Source organism: Streptococcus mitis, from assembly GCF_946188615.1.
Lineage (GTDB): Bacteria > Bacillota > Bacilli > Lactobacillales > Streptococcaceae > Streptococcus > Streptococcus mitis_BZ.
Window position 1 is genome coordinate 63,877 of record NZ_CAMHVK010000007.1, and the last position, 18,026, is coordinate 81,902.

Sequence of the window (18,026 nt, forward strand, 5' to 3'; positions counted from 1 at the left end):
CTCATTTTTCTTCTTGATTCCGTTTGAGTGAAAAATGGTCTGGGACGGGGTCCTTACCTGTTTTCGACCAGGGATGGCAACGTAAAATCCGAGCTAAGCCCATCAAAACACCCTTGAAGCCATGTTTTTCAATAGCCTCAATCATATAGTTTGAGCAAGTAGGCTCAAAACGACAAGAAGGTGGAAAGGCTGGCGAGATAAAACGTTGGTAAAAGCGCACAGGCGCTATTAAAATTCGTTTCATTATTTCTTGGTTACAGCCATGGTATGTAGTTGGCTGATTTCTTTTTTGTTAAGACGACGGGATTCTCCTGGACGGAGTCCTGTCAAGTCTAGATGTCCAAAACGGGTCCGTGACAACTTGTCCACTTGAAGACCGACAGCTTCAAACATCTTTTTAACCTGGTGGTTACGCCCTTCATGGATAGTCAACTGTACCACAGAGCGGTTTTTAACTGGGTCCACTTTGAGAATCTCATAGACAGCCGGCTTGGTTTTCTTGCCATCAATCTCAAGTCCACGGGTCAAGGGACGAAGATTGTCCTTATTGGCCACACCTTTAACACGCGCAACATAAACCTTATCAATCTCATTACGAGGGTGAATCATTTCATCCGTAAAATCCCCATCATTGGTCAAAATCAAGACTCCTGATGTATCCCAGTCCAAACGACCTACAGGGTAGATGCGCTCTTTCACGTTGGGCAAGAGGTCCACAACTGTCTTACGGCCCTTGTCATCTGTCACACTGGAAATAACACCTCGTGGTTTGTTAAGCAGATAATAAACCTTTTCTTCGTTGTAGATTGGTTGACCTTCTACTTCGACCTTGTCTCCTGACTTGATGGTCGTTGCGAGTTCACGTACCACCTGGCCGTTGACCGTCACCAAGCCTTGCTTGATTAACTCTTCTGCTTTTCTCCTACTGGCCACACCTGCGTGGGCAATATACTTATTGATTCTCATCTTCTTCTATCCTTTCACCAAATAATTGGCTTTCTCGGGCTTGAATCTCAAGCTCATCAATCACTGGTAATTCTTCTAAATGGTTTATCCCCATGTAATCTAGGAAATAATCTGTAGTCACATAGAGGTTGGGGCGACCCAACACTTCTTTTTTCCCGTCTTCTCGTATCAAGTCAAAGGCCTGCAACTTTGCCAAGGCCCCACTCGAGTTGACACCACGGATGGCATCAATCTCTATCCGTGTGATGGGCTGTTTGTAGGCAATGATGGACAAGGTCTCAAGGGCAGCCCGAGATAAACTCTGGTTGATAGGTGCCTTAGAGTATTCCTTCAAAATCTCTGAAAACTGAGGCTTGGTCACCAATCTATAAGCGCCCCCTGTCTCAATCAGGGCCAAACTGGAATCTGGGTCCCTTTCATACTTCTGGACTAATTTTTCTAAACTCTGTTGGATGCCTGTCGGTGGCAGAGAGAGGAGTTCAGCTAACTGGCGGACTCTAATCCCATCTTCACCCGCTACAAACAAGAGCGCTTCTATTTTTGCTAAAGTACTCATCTTTCCTCTCTATCAAGTCTAGCTTTGGGCCACTTGACTTTCTTCCTTCTTTTCCATGAGATAAATATCTCCGAAACTTTCCTCTTGCACAAGAATCAGCTCCTGGGTTTTGATTAACTCTAGGGTTGCCAAAAAGAGGGTGATGACCTCTTGGAGATTCTGGGCTTCCTTAAACAAATCCTGCAAGCGCAATTGATCTCGTCCAGTCAAGGACTCTTTTACGATGACCATCATGTCCTCAATCTTATACTCATCCCGCAAGATAGTCGTGTGATTCTGTGCAAACTCCTCTTTTTTCTTGGCTAGGATATTTGAAAAAGCCAAAAAGAGGTCAATGGTCGTCTTGTCATGCACAAGCTCCGCATCTTCGTAAATCAACTCTGTCGGCGCTTTGGAATAATACTGGGCCCGATCTTGGTGCTTGGCTTCTAAGTGCTCCCCCAAGAGCTTGAACTTGCGGTATTCTTCGATTTGGGAAAGAAGATCCTGCTCTAGATCGTCCTCCAAGTCGGTCACTTCTGCTACCTTTGGAAGGAGTTTGCGGCTCTTGATCAGCATGAGCTGGCTGGCCATAACCATGTACTCGCCCGTCACTTCTAGACGCATGGCCTGCAGGGTTGAAACATAGGCTAGATACTGTTCAATGACTTCCGTAATGGGCACATCGTAGATATCCATCTGGTACTTAGAAACCAGGTGCAAAAGAAGATCCAGGGGCCCTTCAAAATCTTTTAATTTAATATCCATTATCTATATTTTTCTAAGGTCAGGACTGTTTTTAATCCTAATTTTTTTGCAATTTCGTACAAATCGACCTTCTTTTCTATTTGTCTTAGAATGAACTGTTCCCGTAGGGCTTGGGCTGATAGTGCTGGAAAACCTTTCTCCTTGACAAAGGACTCTAGCTGGCGAAAGGCCCACTGACGAGAATAGGATTTCCCTCCCCTTTCAAAGATATAGGTCTGGCCCATCAAAGGTTCCAACTCTGAAAGCAAGGTTGTAGGAATGGTGACAATCCTCTGTTGGGAAGCCTTCTTGATTCGCAACACCTGAAAGTCCAGATTGACGTCCGCAACCTTGAGGGCTAAAATCTCACTCGGCAAGAGTCCCATTTCTAGGATTAAGAGAGCTAGCAAGCGACCCTCTGAATAGTCACTTTCTTGCCAAAAAGAGTCTAGGTTTAACAGTTCTGGCTTTGCCGTCTTCTTTTCAGCTTGTTTGGCTAATTCCAAACGATAAAAGCTATCCACTTCTCCTTTTTGATAGAGAAAGTAGAGAAATTGGTTACAGGCTGAAATCTTTCGCTTCTGGGCGCTGTTTTTTAGATTGGCTAGCTGGGCTTGGTAAATCTTGAGACTGGTCTCAGAAATTCGCTCGCCTACCAAATCTAAAAATTGTTCCAGATCATACTTATAGGACTGCTTGGAATTGGCAGACAGACCCTGCTTTTCCTCTAAAAAGGCTGAAATCCTGTCTCTCATTTGCATCGAATCTCATATTCCTTACTAAAGTCATGCAAGAGGGCATTGACTGCCTTGAGAATAGACTTGCGCGTGATAATTCCTTGGAAAATACCAGACGCATCCACAACCGGCAAGAAGGACTCATCTACCAGCTTGTGCAAGACCTCCGTAATGGTAAAATCAGGCGAGACGACCGCTACGTCCGTTCTCGTCATATGAACAATATCCGTATCCGCCATAATTTCTTGGCTCAAGTCATGCTCCATCTGATAAGCCATAATATCTCTGAGCCCAATCGTCCCAACAAACTGTTTTTCATCTGTCACAACAGGAACACGGGTATAGGTCATCTGACTGAGCAAGAGGGTCGCATGATCCGCATTGTGGGTATCAATCAACACGGCTAGATTTTCAGCAGGGGTCAAAAAAGTTTCCTCCTGCCCCAACAAGAAAGTCTCAAACTCCTTGGCAATCATCGGCTAAACTCCTTGGACAAGCCCGGATAAACCTCATGGTCTCGTGTCAAAAAGTCCACTTTAAAATAACTATCATCAATCTCCACACGAGCATAAAGACATTCTCTGATGCTCCCACGTGGTTGACTGATGGAACCTGGATTTAGAAAGAGGGTCTTGCCTTCCATCCAAGCGCTTGTCACATGCAAGTGACCATAAAGACAGATATCGGCCTCTTCTTCCTGAGCCCAGTAGTCCAACTTTTGAAAGTTGAAATTGATGTCAAACAAGTGACCATGGGTTTGGATAATCTTGGTCGAACCAAGCTCAGTCACCAAACGTTCTGGGTAGCCGGCGTAAAAGTCCATGTTCCCTTTAACAACGCGGATGCCTTCCCAAAGGGGAGAATCAGGACGCAGTTCAGAATCGCCGTTATGAAAAACGGCATCAACTTTGCCTACATAGCGATCACGGATTTCTTCCACAATCAAGCTATCGCCATGGGAATCGCTCATTACAATGATGGTTTGCTTTGCCATGATGGAAATACCTCCAAAAGTTTCTTAACGGCTAAGGCGCGGTGAGATTGGCTATTTTTTTCTTCAAGGGTTAATTCAGCTGAGGACTTACCTGTCTCTCCTACAAGGAAGAGAGGATCGTAACCAAATCCATTTTCACCCTTAGGTTCAAAGTTAATGTAGCCAGGCCAGTCTGCTTCCACAACCAAACTTTCCTTGTTTGGGCTGGCTACGACTAGGGTTGTATGGAATTGAGCCGAGCGGTCCTTGAGTTCAAAGACCATGGCCAGTTCGTGCAAGAGTTTGGCATTGTTTTCACGGTCAGTAGCTCCCACACCTGCGAAACGAGCTGACCAGACACCTGGCAAGCCACCAAGGACATCGACCTTGAGTCCAGAATCATCTGCCAGAACCATCTTGCCCGTTAATTGGGAAATGGTTTCTGCCTTGAGACGGGCATTTTCTTCGAAGGTCATGCCTGTTTCTGCTACTTCAGGCAAGTCAGGATAGTCATTGAGATTTTCCACATCGTAGCCTAGCTTGTCAAAGATAGCTCGGAATTCCTTGGTCTTGCCTTCGTTACGAGTCGCAATCAATAAGGTTTCTCTGACCTTACTTGTCTCAAAGAAATCATGAACATTGACCCCTTCTTTAGGCAATTCTACATGCAGGAGTTGCCCATTTTCAACCAATAGCAGAGCCCCTTGACGTTGGATGACTTCCACATTTCGTCCCATTTCTTGGTTGAGGATATCTACCACAAAAGACAATAAACGGTAGAGAGAACCATAGCGTAAAACAGTAACAGAAACAGGAAAACCTCGATCCTCATCTCGAAATCTTTGGGCAAACTCCAATAGAGGAAAATCCAAGTCATCATCCGTCAACGTCCGGACGCCACCAAAAATACCATAGGACCCGACATACCAGTCCTGTCCATCCTTATATTCATAAATTTTATTTGTCATAATTCTACATGCTCCACATGAATCTCTTTTTCCAGCCATTCTTCACCAATTTGTGCAAAACTTTGGCTGCTGGCTGTTGTGTAAAAACGGTGATGGAGTGGTCCGGCATCACGACCACGATTGATTTCAAAATAATTAAGTAAGACTGAAATGTCCCGTACGCACTCTGCCCCACTATCGATAAGTTGAACCTTGGGCCCCATAACATTTTGAATAATAGGTCTGAGAAGCGGATAATGGGTACAACCCAAAATCAGGCTATCTACCTTTCCAACCAAGGGACGTAGGGTTTCATAGACCACTTTCTTGGTGACACTGGTTGACAGGGCACCCGACTCCACCAAGGGAGCAAACTTGGGACAGGCCAAACTCTCCACCTGTAAGTCCGGATCCAGATCGTTAATTTTCTGACGATAAATGTCAGATTGTACTGTCATGGGCGTTCCAATCACTCCGATTTTCCCACCTTGGCTGGACTTGATGGCTGCTGAAGCTCCTGGCAAAATCACACCCAAGACCGGAATGTCTAGTTGAGCCTTGATTTCTTCCCAGACGACCGCAGTCGCAGTGTTACAAGCAATGACAATCATCTTGACATCCTTGGTCAAGAGAAAGTTGACCAACTGCCAAGTATATTCACGAATTTGCTCAGCAGGACGGGGACCATAGGGCGCCCGCGCCGAATCTCCAATATAGACGATTTCTTCATGGGGAAGCTGGCGCATGAGCTCGCGCACAACGGTCAAGCCCCCGACACCCGAATCCAAAAAACCAATTGGTCGATTATCCATACAGTCTTCTTTCTAGTCTTTTTTCTGATTGATAGTTCATTATGATTACCGTTCCTTATGAACTGAATAATGACAGCCTAATCAACAACTATCTCTCTTAATCATAATCAAATATCAATAGAATGCAAGGAAAAAGTCTCATTCCTAAACCATAACCAACATAGTGAGAAGTCTGGAACTTTCATCCCAGACTTTTCCTTATTTATTTTTTCTTTTTATTGTTAGCAAGAGCTGCTTTTTGTTGGCGGATGATTTGGTGGTAAACTTGTTGTACCTTAGCTTCGCTTGGTTTTTGACCATTTGCACTCAAAAGAGTACGAACTGCTTCAGCATTCAAACGTGGGTTGTCAGCAAATTCTTTTTCAATTTGCTTACGAACCAAGTACATTCCTCCCAGAGCTCCTCCTAGAAAAGCTAGCACAATCAATACAATTGCTAAAAGTAAATCCATTATATTTCTCCTGTTTCTTTTTGAGTCTCTTTCATTATACCACAAACTAGCCACCCTGACTAGTTTGTTTTACGCTTTCAGGGATGGAATAAACAGCAAAAAGAACCCTGCTTTTATGCAAAAGAGGGCTCCTTACTGAGTTTAATTTACATGGATAGCCAGTGTTTGATAAGGTTTGAGTAGAATTTTTTCAGACACTTCTGCATCTTCATAGTTTGAAATCAAAATTCGTCCATTTTGGTAGGCTACTGATAAGTCGATTTCCACTTCTGTGGCATAAAAATTATTGAGGCACATCTCAGCCTTTTTCTTTATCCCAAAACCAATTCATCACTAACTAGACTTTGGCCACTATTTTTTTGGAAGAGATGCATGAGATCTTCAACTGTCAGATGCTTCTTCTCTTCTCCCTTGACATCCACCACTATCTTGCCTTGATAGAGCATAATGAGACGATTTCCGTACTCAATCGCATGGTTCATATCGTGGGTAATCATCAAAGTCGTCAACTGATGATGTTCCACAATTTTTTGCGTCAAATCCATCACCATTTGACTCGTTTTCGGGTCAAGTGCCGCAGTATGTTCATCCAAAAGCAAAAGTTTAGGTTTCACCAGAGCTGCCATGACTAGGGTCAAGGCCTGTCTTTGTCCTCCTGAGAGATATTGAGTATCTACTTTTAAGCGGTTTTCAAGGCCAATATTCAACTCCTTCAAGGCTTCTTGGAACTGGATTCTATCCTTCTCCTTCACGCCCCAACCAAGCCCTCTCTTTTGCCCACGTCTCAAGGCAATAGCCATATTCTCCTCAATCGTCAAACGCGAAGCTGTTCCCATCTTAGGATCTTGAAAAACACGGGCGATATCCTTGGCTCTCTTTCTGACACTCAGATTTTTAATGGATTTCCCTGCCAATAAAAGGTCCCCTTCGTCTACCGATAGATTGCCAGCCAAGATATTCATCAAAGTGGATTTCCCTGCGCCATTTCCACCAATCACAGAGATAAAATCTCCCTCTTCAACTTCTAAATCTAATCCTTTGAGGACATGGTTCTCATTGACCGTCCCTGCTTCAAATGTCTTGTGAATATTTTCAAGTGTTAATAAACTTGCCATAACTTTTTCCTCCTATTCATTTCTCAGTTTCAAACCACGAATCTTTAATCGCTTTTGCAATTCTGGTGCAAATAAAACCAAGGCGAGTAAGATTGCATTAAAGAGACGAACCAGGTTTTGATCTAGATTTGGAATTTCATAGATATTTAAAATAATCAAACGGTAAACAATAGCACCGATCCCGATAGATAACAAGCGGCCTCCAATGGTCAAATCATGTATCAGTACTTCCGCAATAATCACGGCACTCAAACCAACAACGATGGTTCCTGTCCCAGAAGTCACATCTGAAAATCCATCATTCTGAGCAAATAAGGAACCACACAGGGCAATTAAACCGTTTGAAATCATGTAACCAACAATCTTCATGGTGTCTACATTGACCCCATTGGACTCACTCATCGGAATATTGTCCCCAGTCGAACGCAAGACCAAGCCAATCTCCGTTTTCATCAAAAGAGTCAAGACCAAACAAACAAGTAAGAGACAGGCCAAACTGAATGAGAAAACAGCTTCTTCATTTGTCAGCCCCAAGCTCGCCAATTGTTTAAAGACAGTTGAAGAATCTCCCAAGGAAAGATTGGGCACACTTCCCATGATTTTAATATTGATTGAATAAAGCCCTGTCAAGGTCACAATCCCTGTCAAGAGAGCTGGAATTTTCATCTTGGTATGGAGCATTCCTGATACTAGACCTGCTACCATACCTGCCAGCAAAGCAAGTACGGTCGCAATCCAAGGATTTGTCCCTGCCTGTATCTGAGATACGACGACAGCCGCCCCCAGTGGAAAGGCGCCTTCAGCAGTCATATCCGCAATATCCAAAATACGGAAAGTCAAGTAGACCCCAATAGCCATAATCGACCATAGCAAACCTTCTGATAAACTAGATAATACAAAACTCATCTTAAACCTCCCTATTCCTTGCTTTCTAACTTACTAATATCAATTCCCAATGCATCTGCCATTTCTTTATTGGTATGCAATTCCAGTTTTTCAGGCAACTCAACTGCTATATTTTCTGGCTTCTCACCTTTTAAAACACGAATCAACATGCGGGCTGTCTGCCGTCCCAATTCTTCATAATTGGTACCGTAGTTATACAATCCACCAACCGCAATCATTTCTGTTGAACCACCGAATACTGGAACCTTGTGTTTAATAGAAACCTGCTTAACTGTTTCCATGGTTGACGAAATGATATTGTCCGTTGGTACAAAAACCATATCCACTTCTGCCATCAAACTCTCTGCTGCCGCCTTGACATTGTTACTGTCCAAGATTGTTTTTTCAACAACGGTAAAGCCTTTTTCTTCCAGAAGTCGCTTAGCTTCATCCTTTTGGACAACTGAGTTTGGCTCGCTCTGAGTATAGAGGATTCCAATTGTTTTAGCTTTTGGCAACACTTTCTTTATCAAATTGATTTGGGTTGAGATAGCATCTGATGACTGATCACTTGTTCCAGTTACATTTCCCCCCGGATGTTCTCTTGACTCAACCAACTTGGCACTGACAGGATCTGTTACAGCTGAAAAGATAACCGGTGTCGTTTGTGTTGTATTAGCCAAGCTCTGAGCAGAAGGCGTTGCGATGGCTAGAACGACATCACTAGATTCTGCTAGTTGCTGGGAAATCGTTTTTAGATTTCTTTGTTCTCCCTGTGCATTTTGCAAATCAATCTCGATATTTTTCCCCTCAATATAGCCTTGCTTGGCCAGCTCATCCACAAAACCTTCTCTAGTAGCGTCTAGAGACTGGTGGGTAATAAATTGTGAAATACCGATACGAAATACATCTTTTTTCTTATCTGCCTTCAACTGATGCAAACTGATCAGAGAGGTCAAGAGAATACCCACTACCAAGAGGGGTGCTAGTAATTTTCGAACAACTTTCATAATGAAACTCCTTCTCAGAAAAGATAAAACAAAAAACCGCCTAGATACTATCTAAACGGATGCTTGAAATAATCTAACAAGTTACAACTTAGCTAGTCCATTTAGATATTCATCTATATGGACCACAATCAAAAATCTTAGCCACATAGATACAAACAAATTGCTTGAACTGTTTGCATCCATGGTGACATGTCTACAAACACTATCTAAAGTAGCTAAAGTAAAAGTTTTGATTCATCGTTACAGCTTGTTTCTTATTCATTTCTTTTTCTGCTTTCTTTTTTGATGTTTCTTATCTTACCACCTTTTTCATCACCTGTCAAGAATATTTCAGAATTTTTTAAAATTTTTCGAAAATTCTTTCATAATTCTTTCAATTCTTTTAGGATAATTTCAAAAATTTGCCCATTAGACAAAATAGAACGATTTGAAGACTTTTATGGTATTTAGTTGTACTAGAGTCTTTTAAAAGTGTTTTGATGGCTTGTATTTCTTCTTTGGTTGATTTCATATCACTATTATATAATGCGTTTTGATTTTAGTATAGTATTAAACTGACTATTAGCAGTCGGACAAAAATCGACAGTTATTTTATACTGTTTAAAACCAATAGTCAATACGACAATCTCTTTACTTTTCGGTTATCAACTCTGTAGATTGCTAACATATCCAAAACAAGCCAAGTATCCCGAGGATAGGCAACAGAAATGAATTATTTATACTCTGGATACCACTTCAAATCACGAACTGCTTTGGCCATATCTGTTTCCTTAGCGCGTGCAAGATCTTGCTCTTGTGCTTTTTTAGCGACTGCTTCTGCTACTTTAATAGAAACATCTGCTACATACTTGAATGGTGGCAAGACAGGAGCTCCTGGTTGGCCTGGATTGACAATACCACTCAATGAATGCGCCGCTGCTCCAATCATTTCATCAGTCAAAAGACTTGCTTCAGAAGCCAGCATACCTAGACCAAGACCTGGGTAAATCAGGGCATTATTTGCTTGACCAATCACATAGTCTACACCTTTATAAGAAACCGTATCAGCAGGAATTCCTGTTGCGACAAAAGCTTTACCATCTGACCATTCAATCAAATCTTTGGCACTAGCTTCTGCCAATTTAGTTGGGTTTGACAAAGGGAAGATCATTGGATGTTCTGTGTTTTCACACATAGCTTCTACTATTTCTTTAGTGAAGGTATTAGGCTGAGTTGAAGTTCCTACAAGAATGGTTGGCTTCACAGTCTTCACTACTTCAAGCAGGTCAGTCAACTTATCTGCGTTACTAAAGTCAGCACGTTTCTTAGCAAATGGTTTTTGCTCTGGTGTCAAGTCATCCATGTCATCAAAGAGAAGACCTTGTTTATCAACCATAAAGAAACGTTTATAAGCTTCTTCTTCAGAAAGACCTTCACTTACCATTTCACGAAGAACACGAGAGGCAATTCCTGCACCCGCAGTACCACCACCATAGCAGAGATAAACTTGATCTGTTAATTTTTCACCACTAATATCCAGCGAACCGAAGATACCACCCAAGGTAACGATTCCTGTACCTTGAATATCATCATTAAAGGTCGGAATTTGTTTCCGGTATTTTTCAAGAATATTGGCAGCATTCAAGCGGCCGAAGTCTTCCCAGTGAAGGTAGAGTTTAGGAAAGAGACGTTCTGCTGTTTGAACAAATTGGTCAATGAAGTCGTAGTAACGATCTCCGCGGACCCTTTCGTGACGATTTCCTAAGTAATTAGAATTGTTACGAAGTTCTTCACGGTTAGTCCCTGCATCAATGACTAAAGGAAGGACCATCGAAGGATCGATTCCAGCAGCACCCGTATAGACCATCAATTTCCCAACAGAAATATCGACACCATTTGTTCCCCAGTCGCCAATTCCAAGGATTCCTTCTGCATCTGTTACAACAATGAGACGAATCTCGCGACCCCCGGCAGCGTTTTTCAAAGTAGCTTCAATATTTTCAGGATGATTGATATCAAGATATCCCGCATATTGGGGATCTACAAAAAGATCACTATAGCCTTCAATGGTATCTGCAATGGTTGGATCATATACAATTGGATTGAATTCTTCCAAATGTTGAGAAAAAAGGTAATAGAAAAGAGTCCTGTTGGTATTAAAAATTTCCATTAGGAAAAGACGTTTTTCCAAATCATTGGCTTTTGTTTGCATTTGTGCATAAGTTTGCGCCGCTTGTTCTTCAATCGTTTGAACATACGGTGGCAGTAAACCAATAAGGCCTAGTTCCTTTCGCTCCTCTAAGGTAAAGGCAGTACCTTTATTGAGGAAAGGATTGTTTAAAATATCATGTGAAGTCATAGTGCAAGCTCCTTTTTATTTATATTATACCACATGAAACGAATTGTTCGTAAAACGTTGTTGTTTAAATAATACAATTGTATACGCATATGTTATAAATTTCTGAACTCATCAAACTCTCGATGATCTCTCTTTACTAAAAGTTTCGAGTAAAATAAACCAATCATACAAATTGACAATCCTAATTAAAATAAATATCATATAGGTATGTTATGTAATACTTTGTATTTTTTAAGGTGTTTTTTGTCATATAAAACTTGTATTCTATTTATATGACAACTAAAAACTATTTACAACAATATATTTCCCAAAAAGTGAAATATTTTCGAACACAGAATAAAATGAGCCAGGAAGAACTTTCGGAACAAGCAGGACTCGGGCTTAAGTATATCAATCAACTTGAAAACCAAAATGTGAATCTGACCATTCACAGTCTTGAAAAAGTGATTGACGCCCTAGAAATAACCCCAGAGGAATTTTTCAATTTTGATAGCCTTGAATCAACCTCTGATAAGAGTGACAATCTTTCACTCAAAAGAATCAACATGAAGATTAAACAGCTCCCTATTGATAAACGAGAAAAAATGTTGGTCATTTTTGAGAGTATCTTAGATAATCTTTGAGATCCCTGACTCACTTACATTTTAACTGGTGAATACTCGTATAGTCAAATTGTAGGATACGGATAAAAATTATTTATCTGCTGTTTTCCACTTATTTTCCTTCTCCAACTAATGAAAGTGAACCCATATGAATTTAAAAGATCTACAATATTTTTATGACCTCTGCCAGCTTCAATCCTATACGGAAGTAGCAAAACAACATAAAGTCAGCCAACCATCTATTTCTTATGCTATCAAGCGCTTAGAGGAATACTTTAACTGCAAATTGATTCACCATGACCCCTCGCATCGTTCCTTCAAGCTAACTCCTCAAGGACAAATCCTTCTAAAGCATACAGAACTGATTTTACCTGAGGTCATTTCTACTCGCAAAGAAATTAATCGCTCCTTGGCACAATACTCTACTGTAGGATTCCCTCCTATTATCATTCAATATCTCTTTGCTGCCTTAAACGAAAAAGATAAATTCGATTTTTTAAAAAAGATACGCCCTATCCGCGGTGGCTCCGTGGAGTTATTAAACCTTCTTATCAAAGGAGACCTTGATGCAAGCCTACTCGGTTTGATTGAACCTCTCAACTATCCTTCAATAGAGTCACACGAGCTATTTCATAAAGAACTGTATGTCGTTTTATCTAAGAACCATCCTTTTGCCACTGCTCCTTCCCTCGCTTTTGAAGAATTAGCAGATCAATCCTTTATACTCTTAGACGAACACTTTGTTCACCTGAAAGCTTTTGAAACGCTTAATCAAAAGTATCAAAACAAGGCAGAAATATTCTTTAAGACTGATGACATTGCCATCCTTAAAGAACTTTTAAAGAAAGGGATTGGCCTTAGTTTACTAGCTGATATCGCACTTTCTGAGGAAGATGATGATTTAATAAAAATTCCGCTTATACCGAAGGATAAGATAACTTTTACAGTTTATTACGCCTACCTTAAATCAGCTACACCGTCATCAGAAGTAGAAGCCTTATTTAATCTCCTTAAATCATATGAATAGAAAAAACTCTAACTATCAATGAACTGATAGCTAGAGTTTTTTACATTGTAGATATTAGACTCAATGAAAATCAAAAAGCAAACTAGGAAGCTAACCTCAGGTTGCTCAAAACACTGTTTTGAGGTGGCAGATAGAGCTGACGTGGTTTGAAGAGATTTTCGAAGAGTATTAGAATACAGTAGATTGAAGCTAGAGTAATACGCCGCGACTTCTAAACCTTTTCTAGAAATTAATTTGACTTTCCGAATCGAGTTGTTCAGATTTTATTTCATCTCACTATAATTCAATGGTTTTCTAAGAATTCTATTTCTTTCGAAAATTCTTTCAGAATGCTTTCAAAAGTTTTTCAAATCAGTCCAACAAAAAAGGTTTATAATTTCCATAAAAGTTGACATGGAAATTATAAAACCATTATTAGTTTAGTCCTTTTTGATAACGTGCCAATTCGGCTTGGTTAGCCCAAACATAGTGACCTGGACGGATTTCTACCATAGATGGCTTATCAGTCTCATAGTCGTGTTGACTTGGGTCGTAAACCTTCAAGACCTTCTTACGTTCCAAGATTGGGTCTGGGATTGGTACCGCTGAAAGTAAGGCTTGAGTATATGGGTGAATTGGATTGTTAAACAATTCTTCTGTTTCTGCAACCTCTACAATAACACCCTTGTAAATAACCGCGATACGATCTGAAATAAAGCGAACAACCGACAAGTCATGGGCGATAAAGAGATAAGTCAAACCAAGTTCTTTTTGGAATTTTTTGAGCAAGTTCAAGACTTGGGCACGTACAGAAACGTCCAAGGCCGAAATTGGCTCATCTGCAATAACAAAGTCTGGTTGCATGACCAAGGCACGGGCGATACCGATACGTTGACGTTGACCACCTGAAAACTCATGAGGGTAACGAGTCAAGTGCTCAGCAAGAAGCCCCACTTCACGAATAATATTTTTAACTTTCTCTTTACGTTCTTCTTCATCCTTGAACAGATGATGATTGTAAAGACCTTCTGAAATAATATAATCAACAGTCGCACGTTCATTCAAACTTGCGGCAGGGTCTTGAAAAATCATCTGGATACGACGAATCAATTCTGCAGCTTGTTCACGCGATTTCTTACCATTAATCTTTTGACCTTCAAAAATGATATCTCCATTACTTGTATCATTGAGACCGATGATAGCACGACCAATAGTTGTTTTCCCACTACCTGACTCACCTACAAGCGAGAAAGTTTCTCCCTTGTTGATAAAGAAGTTAGCATTTTTAACCGCGACAAACTTCTTACTTCCTTCACCGAAGGAAATTTCTAAATCTTTGATTTCTACTAATTTTTCAGACATTTCCTTCCTCCTAGTCAGCCAGATGGGCAAATCCCATTTTATCACGGATCTTATCGTGAAGATTTGCAATCACAGCTGGTTTTTCTACTTTTGGAGCATCCTCATGAAGTAGCCAAGTTTTAGCCCAATGTGTCTCTGATACTGAGAATTGAGGAGCTTTTTGTTCAAAGTCAATCTGCATTGCATAGTCAGAACGCAAGGCAAAGGCATCCCCTTTCAGGTCAGTATAAAGTGACGGAGGTGTTCCTGGGATTGAGTAAAGTTCCCCTTTATCATCAGCAAGCTGAGGCAAGCTAGACAAGAGACTCCATGTATATGGATGGCGAGGGTCATAGAAGACTTCCTCAACAGTTCCATACTCAACGATTTCTCCCGCATACATAACTGCTACCTTATCCGCAATACTTGCTACCACACCAAGGTCATGGGTGATAAAGATTGTTGTGAAATGGTACTCGTTTTGTAAAGATTTTAGCAAATCAATAATCTGTGCTTGGATGGTTACATCCAAGGCAGTTGTTGGCTCATCACAGATCAAGACATCAGGTCGGCAGGCAAGGGCAATAGCAATAACGATACGTTGACGCATCCCTCCAGAATATTGGAATGGGTATTCATCAAAACGTCTATCTGCATCTGGAATCCCAACCTTATTCATGTAGTCAATCGCCAATTCTTTCGCTTCTTTAGCTGTTTTGCCTTGGTGTTTTACAATAACTTCTGTAATCTGACTACCAATTGTTTTAATTGGGTCCAAACTAGTCATTGGATCTTGGAAGATAGTCGCAATCTTAGCACCACGAATTTGTTCCCAATCCTTGTGAGAAGACAAGGCTGTCAAGTCCTGACCACGGTAGTCAATACTTCCTTGGGCAATGCGACCATTTTCTTCAAGCATACCTGTGAAAGTCTTTGTCAAAACAGATTTCCCTGATCCTGACTCACCTACCAAGGCTAATACTTCTCCTTCAACTAGTTCAAGGGAAACGCCGCGAATGGCTGTCAATACTTTGTCACGAACGTCAAATTCCACGACAATATCGCGAGCAGTCAAAATTACATTTTTTTCTTTTGTCATTTCTACTCCTATCTATGTGTACGTGGATCACTAGCATCCGCTAGGTTTTGACCAACTACGAAAAGTGACAAGGATACCAAGACCAAAGTTGTCAATGGAATCCAGAAGAGGTATGCATTTGTTGTTACGTTCTGTGAATAATCTGAAATCAATCGACCTAAACTTGGTACTGTAATAGGCAATCCAAGTCCAAAGAATGACAGAAAGGCTTCATAGGAGATAAATGCTGGAAGCATTTGTGATGTAGTCGTAACAATAACAGATACCAATTGTGGCATGATATTTTTAATGACAATTTTGTATGTTGGAGTTCCGAGTGTGCGTGAAGCAAGGTTGTACTCTAAGTCACGGTAACGCATGATTTGGATACGAATTGAGTAGGCAATCCCAATCCATGTTGTTACACTCATTGCAAAAATCAGATTCCAGAATCCAGCTCCGATTGAGTAAGTCAAGACAATGACAATCAAAAGAGATGGGATGTTTGAGATGACGTTATAAACTTCCATCATCACACGGTCTACTGATTTCGAAATTCCCCAAATACCACCGACAAAGACACCGATAACCAAGTTAATCACTGTCGCAATCACAGAAATGAGGATAGAGTTACGAGCTCCGAACCAAACACCGTCAAAGAGCGATTTACCGTTACTGTCAGTACCGAACCAATGCTCAGCATTTGGCTTAATATAACGAGCACTAAAATCGTTCACTTTGCTGACATCATTGAAATCAAACTTAGAAAACATTGGGTAGATGAAACTCATCAAAATGATAGCTACCAAGATTCCCAACATGACTACAGTTGATTTCTTCTTCATAAATTGTCTAAACACTGAACCCCAGTATGAATAAGCTGGCGCATCAATGGCTTCAGAGGCAAAATCGTCACGTTTTACAAACTGAAATTTTTCTTTATCGATTGTAGACATTATTTGCCTCCTTTCTCAGTCAATTTAATACGTGGGTCAATAATAGTCATCCAAATATCTCCCAAAAGAAGTGAGAAGATAGAAATACATGTAAAGATGAAGACAAGACCTACGACCATAGAGTTATTAGATGCTTTTACAGAGTCAATCAACATTTTACCCATACCTGGGAAGGCGAAGACTGTTTCAGTAAGGGTTGCACCACCGATAACCCCGATAACAGCACCAGGAATCCCTGAAACCAGCGGAACCATGGCATTTTTAAAGATGTGTTTGTTTGAAATTTCTTTTTCAGACAAACCTTTTGCACGAGCAAAACGAACAAAATCCTGTGATTGCAAGTCAATCATGTAACGACGAATCCAAATAGCGGTACCAGGAGCACCCAATAAACCAAGGATAACTGCTGGTAAAACATACGAACGCCAATCTCCAGCACCCAAGATAGGGAATGAATCTGGAAGACCAATTGATGATCCAATCAAACGAACAATGTAAACCAAAGCAATGGTTGGAAGAGCCATCAAGAAGGTCAAAGCCCCTGTTGAGAAGCTATCAATCCAAGTGTTCTTGAAGCGAGCCATAGCTGAACCAAGTGGCACGGCAATCGCATAAGAAATCACCAAACCGATCAATCCAACGATTGCAGAGCTAGCAATCATAGAAGGATATTGGTAGTTGCTTTCAGTAGCAGTATATGGGTCATCTTTCCCATAGTTAGCTACTTCACGTGAATCAGCCTGACTAGGAGACTTGTAGGTTCTTGAGTAAATATTTACAGAAGAAGTTTTCTTACCTGTTGGGAACTGAACTTGAGATGTTTTTGTTTGCCCTTGACCCTGAGTAATAACCTGTAAAACAGGGCTATTAGCATAGGTTGGATAAGAGTCACCTAAATTAATGTTCACAAAGTTTTGATGCACAAATGGGAACTGACTGTTGAAGTACAAGAGATATTTGTGTTTAGTTCCTGAACCAACCAAGGACCATCCGATAGCTGGATCATTTTCAAAACGAAGGTAACGTTTCAAGTCTGGATTTTCAGGGTCTTGAATTTTATTAGTATGATCAATGTCAATCAAGTTAGCATAGAAGTGAAAAACACGTTCAAAAATCGGGATTTCACGAGTAGCGTAGAATTGGCCACTTTCAGTAAATTCTCCCAGGGTCCAACCATGACCGATTTGTTTGATGTATTTTTCATAGATAGCCTTGTTGGTGTCATTGGCTTCAACTGTTACAGAAGCATCCATCTGGCTAGCTTTTTCTTGCAACTCTTTGGTATCGTAGTACTCGATATAGCCCATACGCTCATAAACAGTATTCTCATAGTTATCACGTTTATCAGCAGTTGTCGCAATCTTATTATAGTTGGTATCCTGTTTGAAAATCAATTTTCGAGGAACCATTGTATAGATGATCGTGTAAGTCAAGGTTGTTACTAAGAAGATAGAAACCAATGACCGCAAAACACGCATAAAAATATATTTTTTCATATCATTTCCTTTAAAAATCCCAAAAGAACCT

General features: G+C 40.8%; 20 protein-coding genes and 2 pseudogenes. 2 read left to right on the forward strand and 20 right to left on the reverse strand.

The features are described from left to right. Nucleotide 1: 1 nt before the first annotated feature. The 16 genes and pseudogenes from yidD to OCF95_RS08025 form a co-directional block, all read right to left on the reverse strand. The gene (gene yidD / locus OCF95_RS07950; RefSeq protein WP_084927008.1) at nt 2-244 is read right to left on the reverse strand and encodes a membrane protein insertion efficiency factor YidD; all 243 of its coding nucleotides are present in this window, start codon (nt 242-244) and stop codon (nt 2-4) included. Beyond that, nucleotides 244-966, reverse strand: coding sequence for a pseudouridine synthase (locus OCF95_RS07955; RefSeq protein ID WP_001222228.1), 723 nt, complete (start codon nt 964-966; stop codon nt 244-246). The genes yidD and OCF95_RS07955 overlap by 1 nt, the downstream gene beginning before the upstream one ends. Then, nucleotides 953-1,522: an SMC-Scp complex subunit ScpB gene (gene scpB, locus OCF95_RS07960; RefSeq protein ID WP_070526553.1), complete on the reverse strand. Its 570-nt coding sequence runs from the start codon at nt 1,520-1,522 to the stop codon at nt 953-955. The genes OCF95_RS07955 and scpB overlap by 14 nt, the downstream gene beginning before the upstream one ends. An 18-nt stretch (nt 1,523-1,540) precedes the next feature. Continuing rightward, the gene (locus OCF95_RS07965) at nt 1,541-2,269 is read right to left on the reverse strand and encodes a segregation/condensation protein A (protein WP_020903099.1); all 729 of its coding nucleotides are present in this window, start codon (nt 2,267-2,269) and stop codon (nt 1,541-1,543) included. Then, entirely contained in the window at nt 2,269-3,003 is a 735-nt protein-coding gene (gene xerD / locus OCF95_RS07970) for a site-specific tyrosine recombinase XerD (RefSeq protein ID WP_315899057.1), read from the reverse strand. Before xerD ends, OCF95_RS07965 begins: the two co-directional genes overlap by 1 nt. Then, on the reverse strand, nt 3,000-3,461 hold the full coding sequence (gene cbpB, locus OCF95_RS07975; RefSeq protein WP_004260968.1) for a cyclic-di-AMP-binding protein CbpB: 462 nt from the start codon (nt 3,459-3,461) through the stop codon (nt 3,000-3,002). Before cbpB ends, xerD begins: the two co-directional genes overlap by 4 nt. Beyond that, nucleotides 3,458-3,979: a metallophosphoesterase gene (locus OCF95_RS07980; protein ID WP_261105204.1), complete on the reverse strand. Its 522-nt coding sequence runs from the start codon at nt 3,977-3,979 to the stop codon at nt 3,458-3,460. The genes cbpB and OCF95_RS07980 overlap by 4 nt, the downstream gene beginning before the upstream one ends. Then, a complete protein-coding gene (locus OCF95_RS07985) occupies nt 3,955-4,926 on the reverse strand; it encodes a nucleoside-triphosphate diphosphatase (protein WP_045605565.1) in 972 nt (323 codons plus the stop codon). The genes OCF95_RS07980 and OCF95_RS07985 overlap by 25 nt, the downstream gene beginning before the upstream one ends. Continuing rightward, on the reverse strand, nt 4,923-5,717 hold the full coding sequence (gene racE, locus OCF95_RS07990; protein ID WP_033684754.1) for a glutamate racemase: 795 nt from the start codon (nt 5,715-5,717) through the stop codon (nt 4,923-4,925). The genes OCF95_RS07985 and racE overlap by 4 nt, the downstream gene beginning before the upstream one ends. Nucleotides 5,718-5,919: 202 nt before the next feature. Beyond that, nucleotides 5,920-6,168 carry a YneF family protein gene (locus tag OCF95_RS07995; protein WP_000364990.1) on the reverse strand — a complete coding sequence of 83 codons (249 nt, stop codon included), beginning with the start codon at nt 6,166-6,168 and terminating at the stop codon, nt 5,920-5,922. 141 nt (nt 6,169-6,309) lie between these two features. Further along, nucleotides 6,310-6,465, reverse strand: a pseudogene (locus OCF95_RS08000) (alpha-glucosidase C-terminal domain-containing protein); the annotation flags it as partial. Nucleotides 6,466-6,479: 14 nt separating this feature from the next. Further along, a complete protein-coding gene (locus OCF95_RS08005) occupies nt 6,480-7,283 on the reverse strand; it encodes an ABC transporter ATP-binding protein (RefSeq protein ID WP_000157661.1) in 804 nt (267 codons plus the stop codon). 12 nt (nt 7,284-7,295) lie between these two features. Beyond that, a complete protein-coding gene (locus tag OCF95_RS08010) occupies nt 7,296-8,189 on the reverse strand; it encodes an ABC transporter permease (protein ID WP_261105206.1) in 894 nt (297 codons plus the stop codon). Between the two features lie 11 nt (nt 8,190-8,200). Continuing rightward, a complete protein-coding gene (locus OCF95_RS08015) occupies nt 8,201-9,178 on the reverse strand; it encodes an ABC transporter substrate-binding protein (protein ID WP_049531722.1) in 978 nt (325 codons plus the stop codon). 391 nt (nt 9,179-9,569) lie between these two features. Continuing rightward, nucleotides 9,570-9,689: pseudogene (locus OCF95_RS08020) on the reverse strand (IS630 family transposase); the annotation flags it as partial. Between the two features lie 201 nt (nt 9,690-9,890). Then, nucleotides 9,891-11,516: a malolactic enzyme gene (locus OCF95_RS08025; RefSeq protein WP_261105208.1), complete on the reverse strand. Its 1,626-nt coding sequence runs from the start codon at nt 11,514-11,516 to the stop codon at nt 9,891-9,893. 272 nt (nt 11,517-11,788) lie between these two features. Here OCF95_RS08025 and OCF95_RS08030 point away from each other — a divergent pair, with 272 nt between their 5' ends. Together OCF95_RS08030 and OCF95_RS08035 are read left to right on the forward strand one after the other, a co-directional pair. Further along, complete coding sequence (locus OCF95_RS08030; RefSeq protein ID WP_000208711.1) at nt 11,789-12,139, forward strand: helix-turn-helix domain-containing protein; 351 nt, start codon at nt 11,789-11,791, stop codon at nt 12,137-12,139. A 127-nt stretch (nt 12,140-12,266) separates the two neighbouring features. Beyond that, entirely contained in the window at nt 12,267-13,145 is an 879-nt protein-coding gene (locus OCF95_RS08035) for a LysR family transcriptional regulator (protein ID WP_261105209.1), read from the forward strand. Between the two features lie 414 nt (nt 13,146-13,559). Here OCF95_RS08035 and OCF95_RS08040 read toward each other — a convergent pair whose 3' ends face one another. Genes OCF95_RS08040 through OCF95_RS08055 form a run of 4 tightly spaced genes read right to left on the reverse strand, consistent with a single transcriptional unit; the run spans nt 13,560 to nt 17,995 of the window. Next, nucleotides 13,560-14,486, reverse strand: coding sequence for an ATP-binding cassette domain-containing protein (locus OCF95_RS08040; protein WP_001291301.1), 927 nt, complete (start codon nt 14,484-14,486; stop codon nt 13,560-13,562). Between the two features lie 10 nt (nt 14,487-14,496). Beyond that, complete coding sequence (locus OCF95_RS08045; protein ID WP_042900320.1) at nt 14,497-15,564, reverse strand: ABC transporter ATP-binding protein; 1,068 nt, start codon at nt 15,562-15,564, stop codon at nt 14,497-14,499. Nucleotides 15,565-15,572: 8 nt separating this feature from the next. Beyond that, nucleotides 15,573-16,499, reverse strand: a complete 927-nt coding sequence (oppC, locus tag OCF95_RS08050) for an oligopeptide ABC transporter permease OppC (RefSeq protein WP_049486660.1) — start codon at nt 16,497-16,499, stop codon at nt 15,573-15,575. Beyond that, entirely contained in the window at nt 16,499-17,995 is a 1,497-nt protein-coding gene (locus tag OCF95_RS08055) for an ABC transporter permease (RefSeq protein ID WP_049543732.1), read from the reverse strand. The genes oppC and OCF95_RS08055 overlap by 1 nt, the downstream gene beginning before the upstream one ends. Nucleotides 17,996-18,026 lie beyond the last annotated feature (31 nt).

Bases quoted from the DNA above. Each gene is read 5' to 3' on its own strand.
- yidD (WP_084927008.1), bottom strand. From the start codon at position 244: ATGAAACGAATTTTAATAGCGCCTGTGCGCTTTTACCAACGTTTTATC.
- OCF95_RS07955 (WP_001222228.1), bottom strand. From the start codon at position 966: ATGAGAATCAATAAGTATATTGCCCACGCAGGTGTGGCCAGTAGGAGA.
- scpB (WP_070526553.1), bottom strand. From the start codon at position 1,522: ATGAGTACTTTAGCAAAAATAGAAGCGCTCTTGTTTGTAGCGGGTGAA.
- OCF95_RS07965 (WP_020903099.1), bottom strand. From the start codon at position 2,269: ATGGATATTAAATTAAAAGATTTTGAAGGGCCCCTGGATCTTCTTTTG.
- xerD (WP_315899057.1), bottom strand. From the start codon at position 3,003: ATGAGAGACAGGATTTCAGCCTTTTTAGAGGAAAAGCAGGGTCTGTCT.
- cbpB (WP_004260968.1), bottom strand. From the start codon at position 3,461: ATGATTGCCAAGGAGTTTGAGACTTTCTTGTTGGGGCAGGAGGAAACT.
- OCF95_RS07980 (WP_261105204.1), bottom strand. From the start codon at position 3,979: ATGGCAAAGCAAACCATCATTGTAATGAGCGATTCCCATGGCGATAGC.
- OCF95_RS07985 (WP_045605565.1), bottom strand. From the start codon at position 4,926: ATGACAAATAAAATTTATGAATATAAGGATGGACAGGACTGGTATGTC.
- racE (WP_033684754.1), bottom strand. From the start codon at position 5,717: ATGGATAATCGACCAATTGGTTTTTTGGATTCGGGTGTCGGGGGCTTG.
- OCF95_RS07995 (WP_000364990.1), bottom strand. From the start codon at position 6,168: ATGGATTTACTTTTAGCAATTGTATTGATTGTGCTAGCTTTTCTAGGA.
- OCF95_RS08005 (WP_000157661.1), bottom strand. From the start codon at position 7,283: ATGGCAAGTTTATTAACACTTGAAAATATTCACAAGACATTTGAAGCA.
- OCF95_RS08010 (WP_261105206.1), bottom strand. From the start codon at position 8,189: ATGAGTTTTGTATTATCTAGTTTATCAGAAGGTTTGCTATGGTCGATT.
- OCF95_RS08015 (WP_049531722.1), bottom strand. From the start codon at position 9,178: ATGAAAGTTGTTCGAAAATTACTAGCACCCCTCTTGGTAGTGGGTATT.
- OCF95_RS08025 (WP_261105208.1), bottom strand. From the start codon at position 11,516: ATGACTTCACATGATATTTTAAACAATCCTTTCCTCAATAAAGGTACT.
- OCF95_RS08030 (WP_000208711.1), top strand. From the start codon at position 11,789: ATGACAACTAAAAACTATTTACAACAATATATTTCCCAAAAAGTGAAA.
- OCF95_RS08035 (WP_261105209.1), top strand. From the start codon at position 12,267: ATGAATTTAAAAGATCTACAATATTTTTATGACCTCTGCCAGCTTCAA.
- OCF95_RS08040 (WP_001291301.1), bottom strand. From the start codon at position 14,486: ATGTCTGAAAAATTAGTAGAAATCAAAGATTTAGAAATTTCCTTCGGT.
- OCF95_RS08045 (WP_042900320.1), bottom strand. From the start codon at position 15,564: ATGACAAAAGAAAAAAATGTAATTTTGACTGCTCGCGATATTGTCGTG.
- oppC (WP_049486660.1), bottom strand. From the start codon at position 16,499: ATGTCTACAATCGATAAAGAAAAATTTCAGTTTGTAAAACGTGACGAT.
- OCF95_RS08055 (WP_049543732.1), bottom strand. From the start codon at position 17,995: ATGAAAAAATATATTTTTATGCGTGTTTTGCGGTCATTGGTTTCTATC.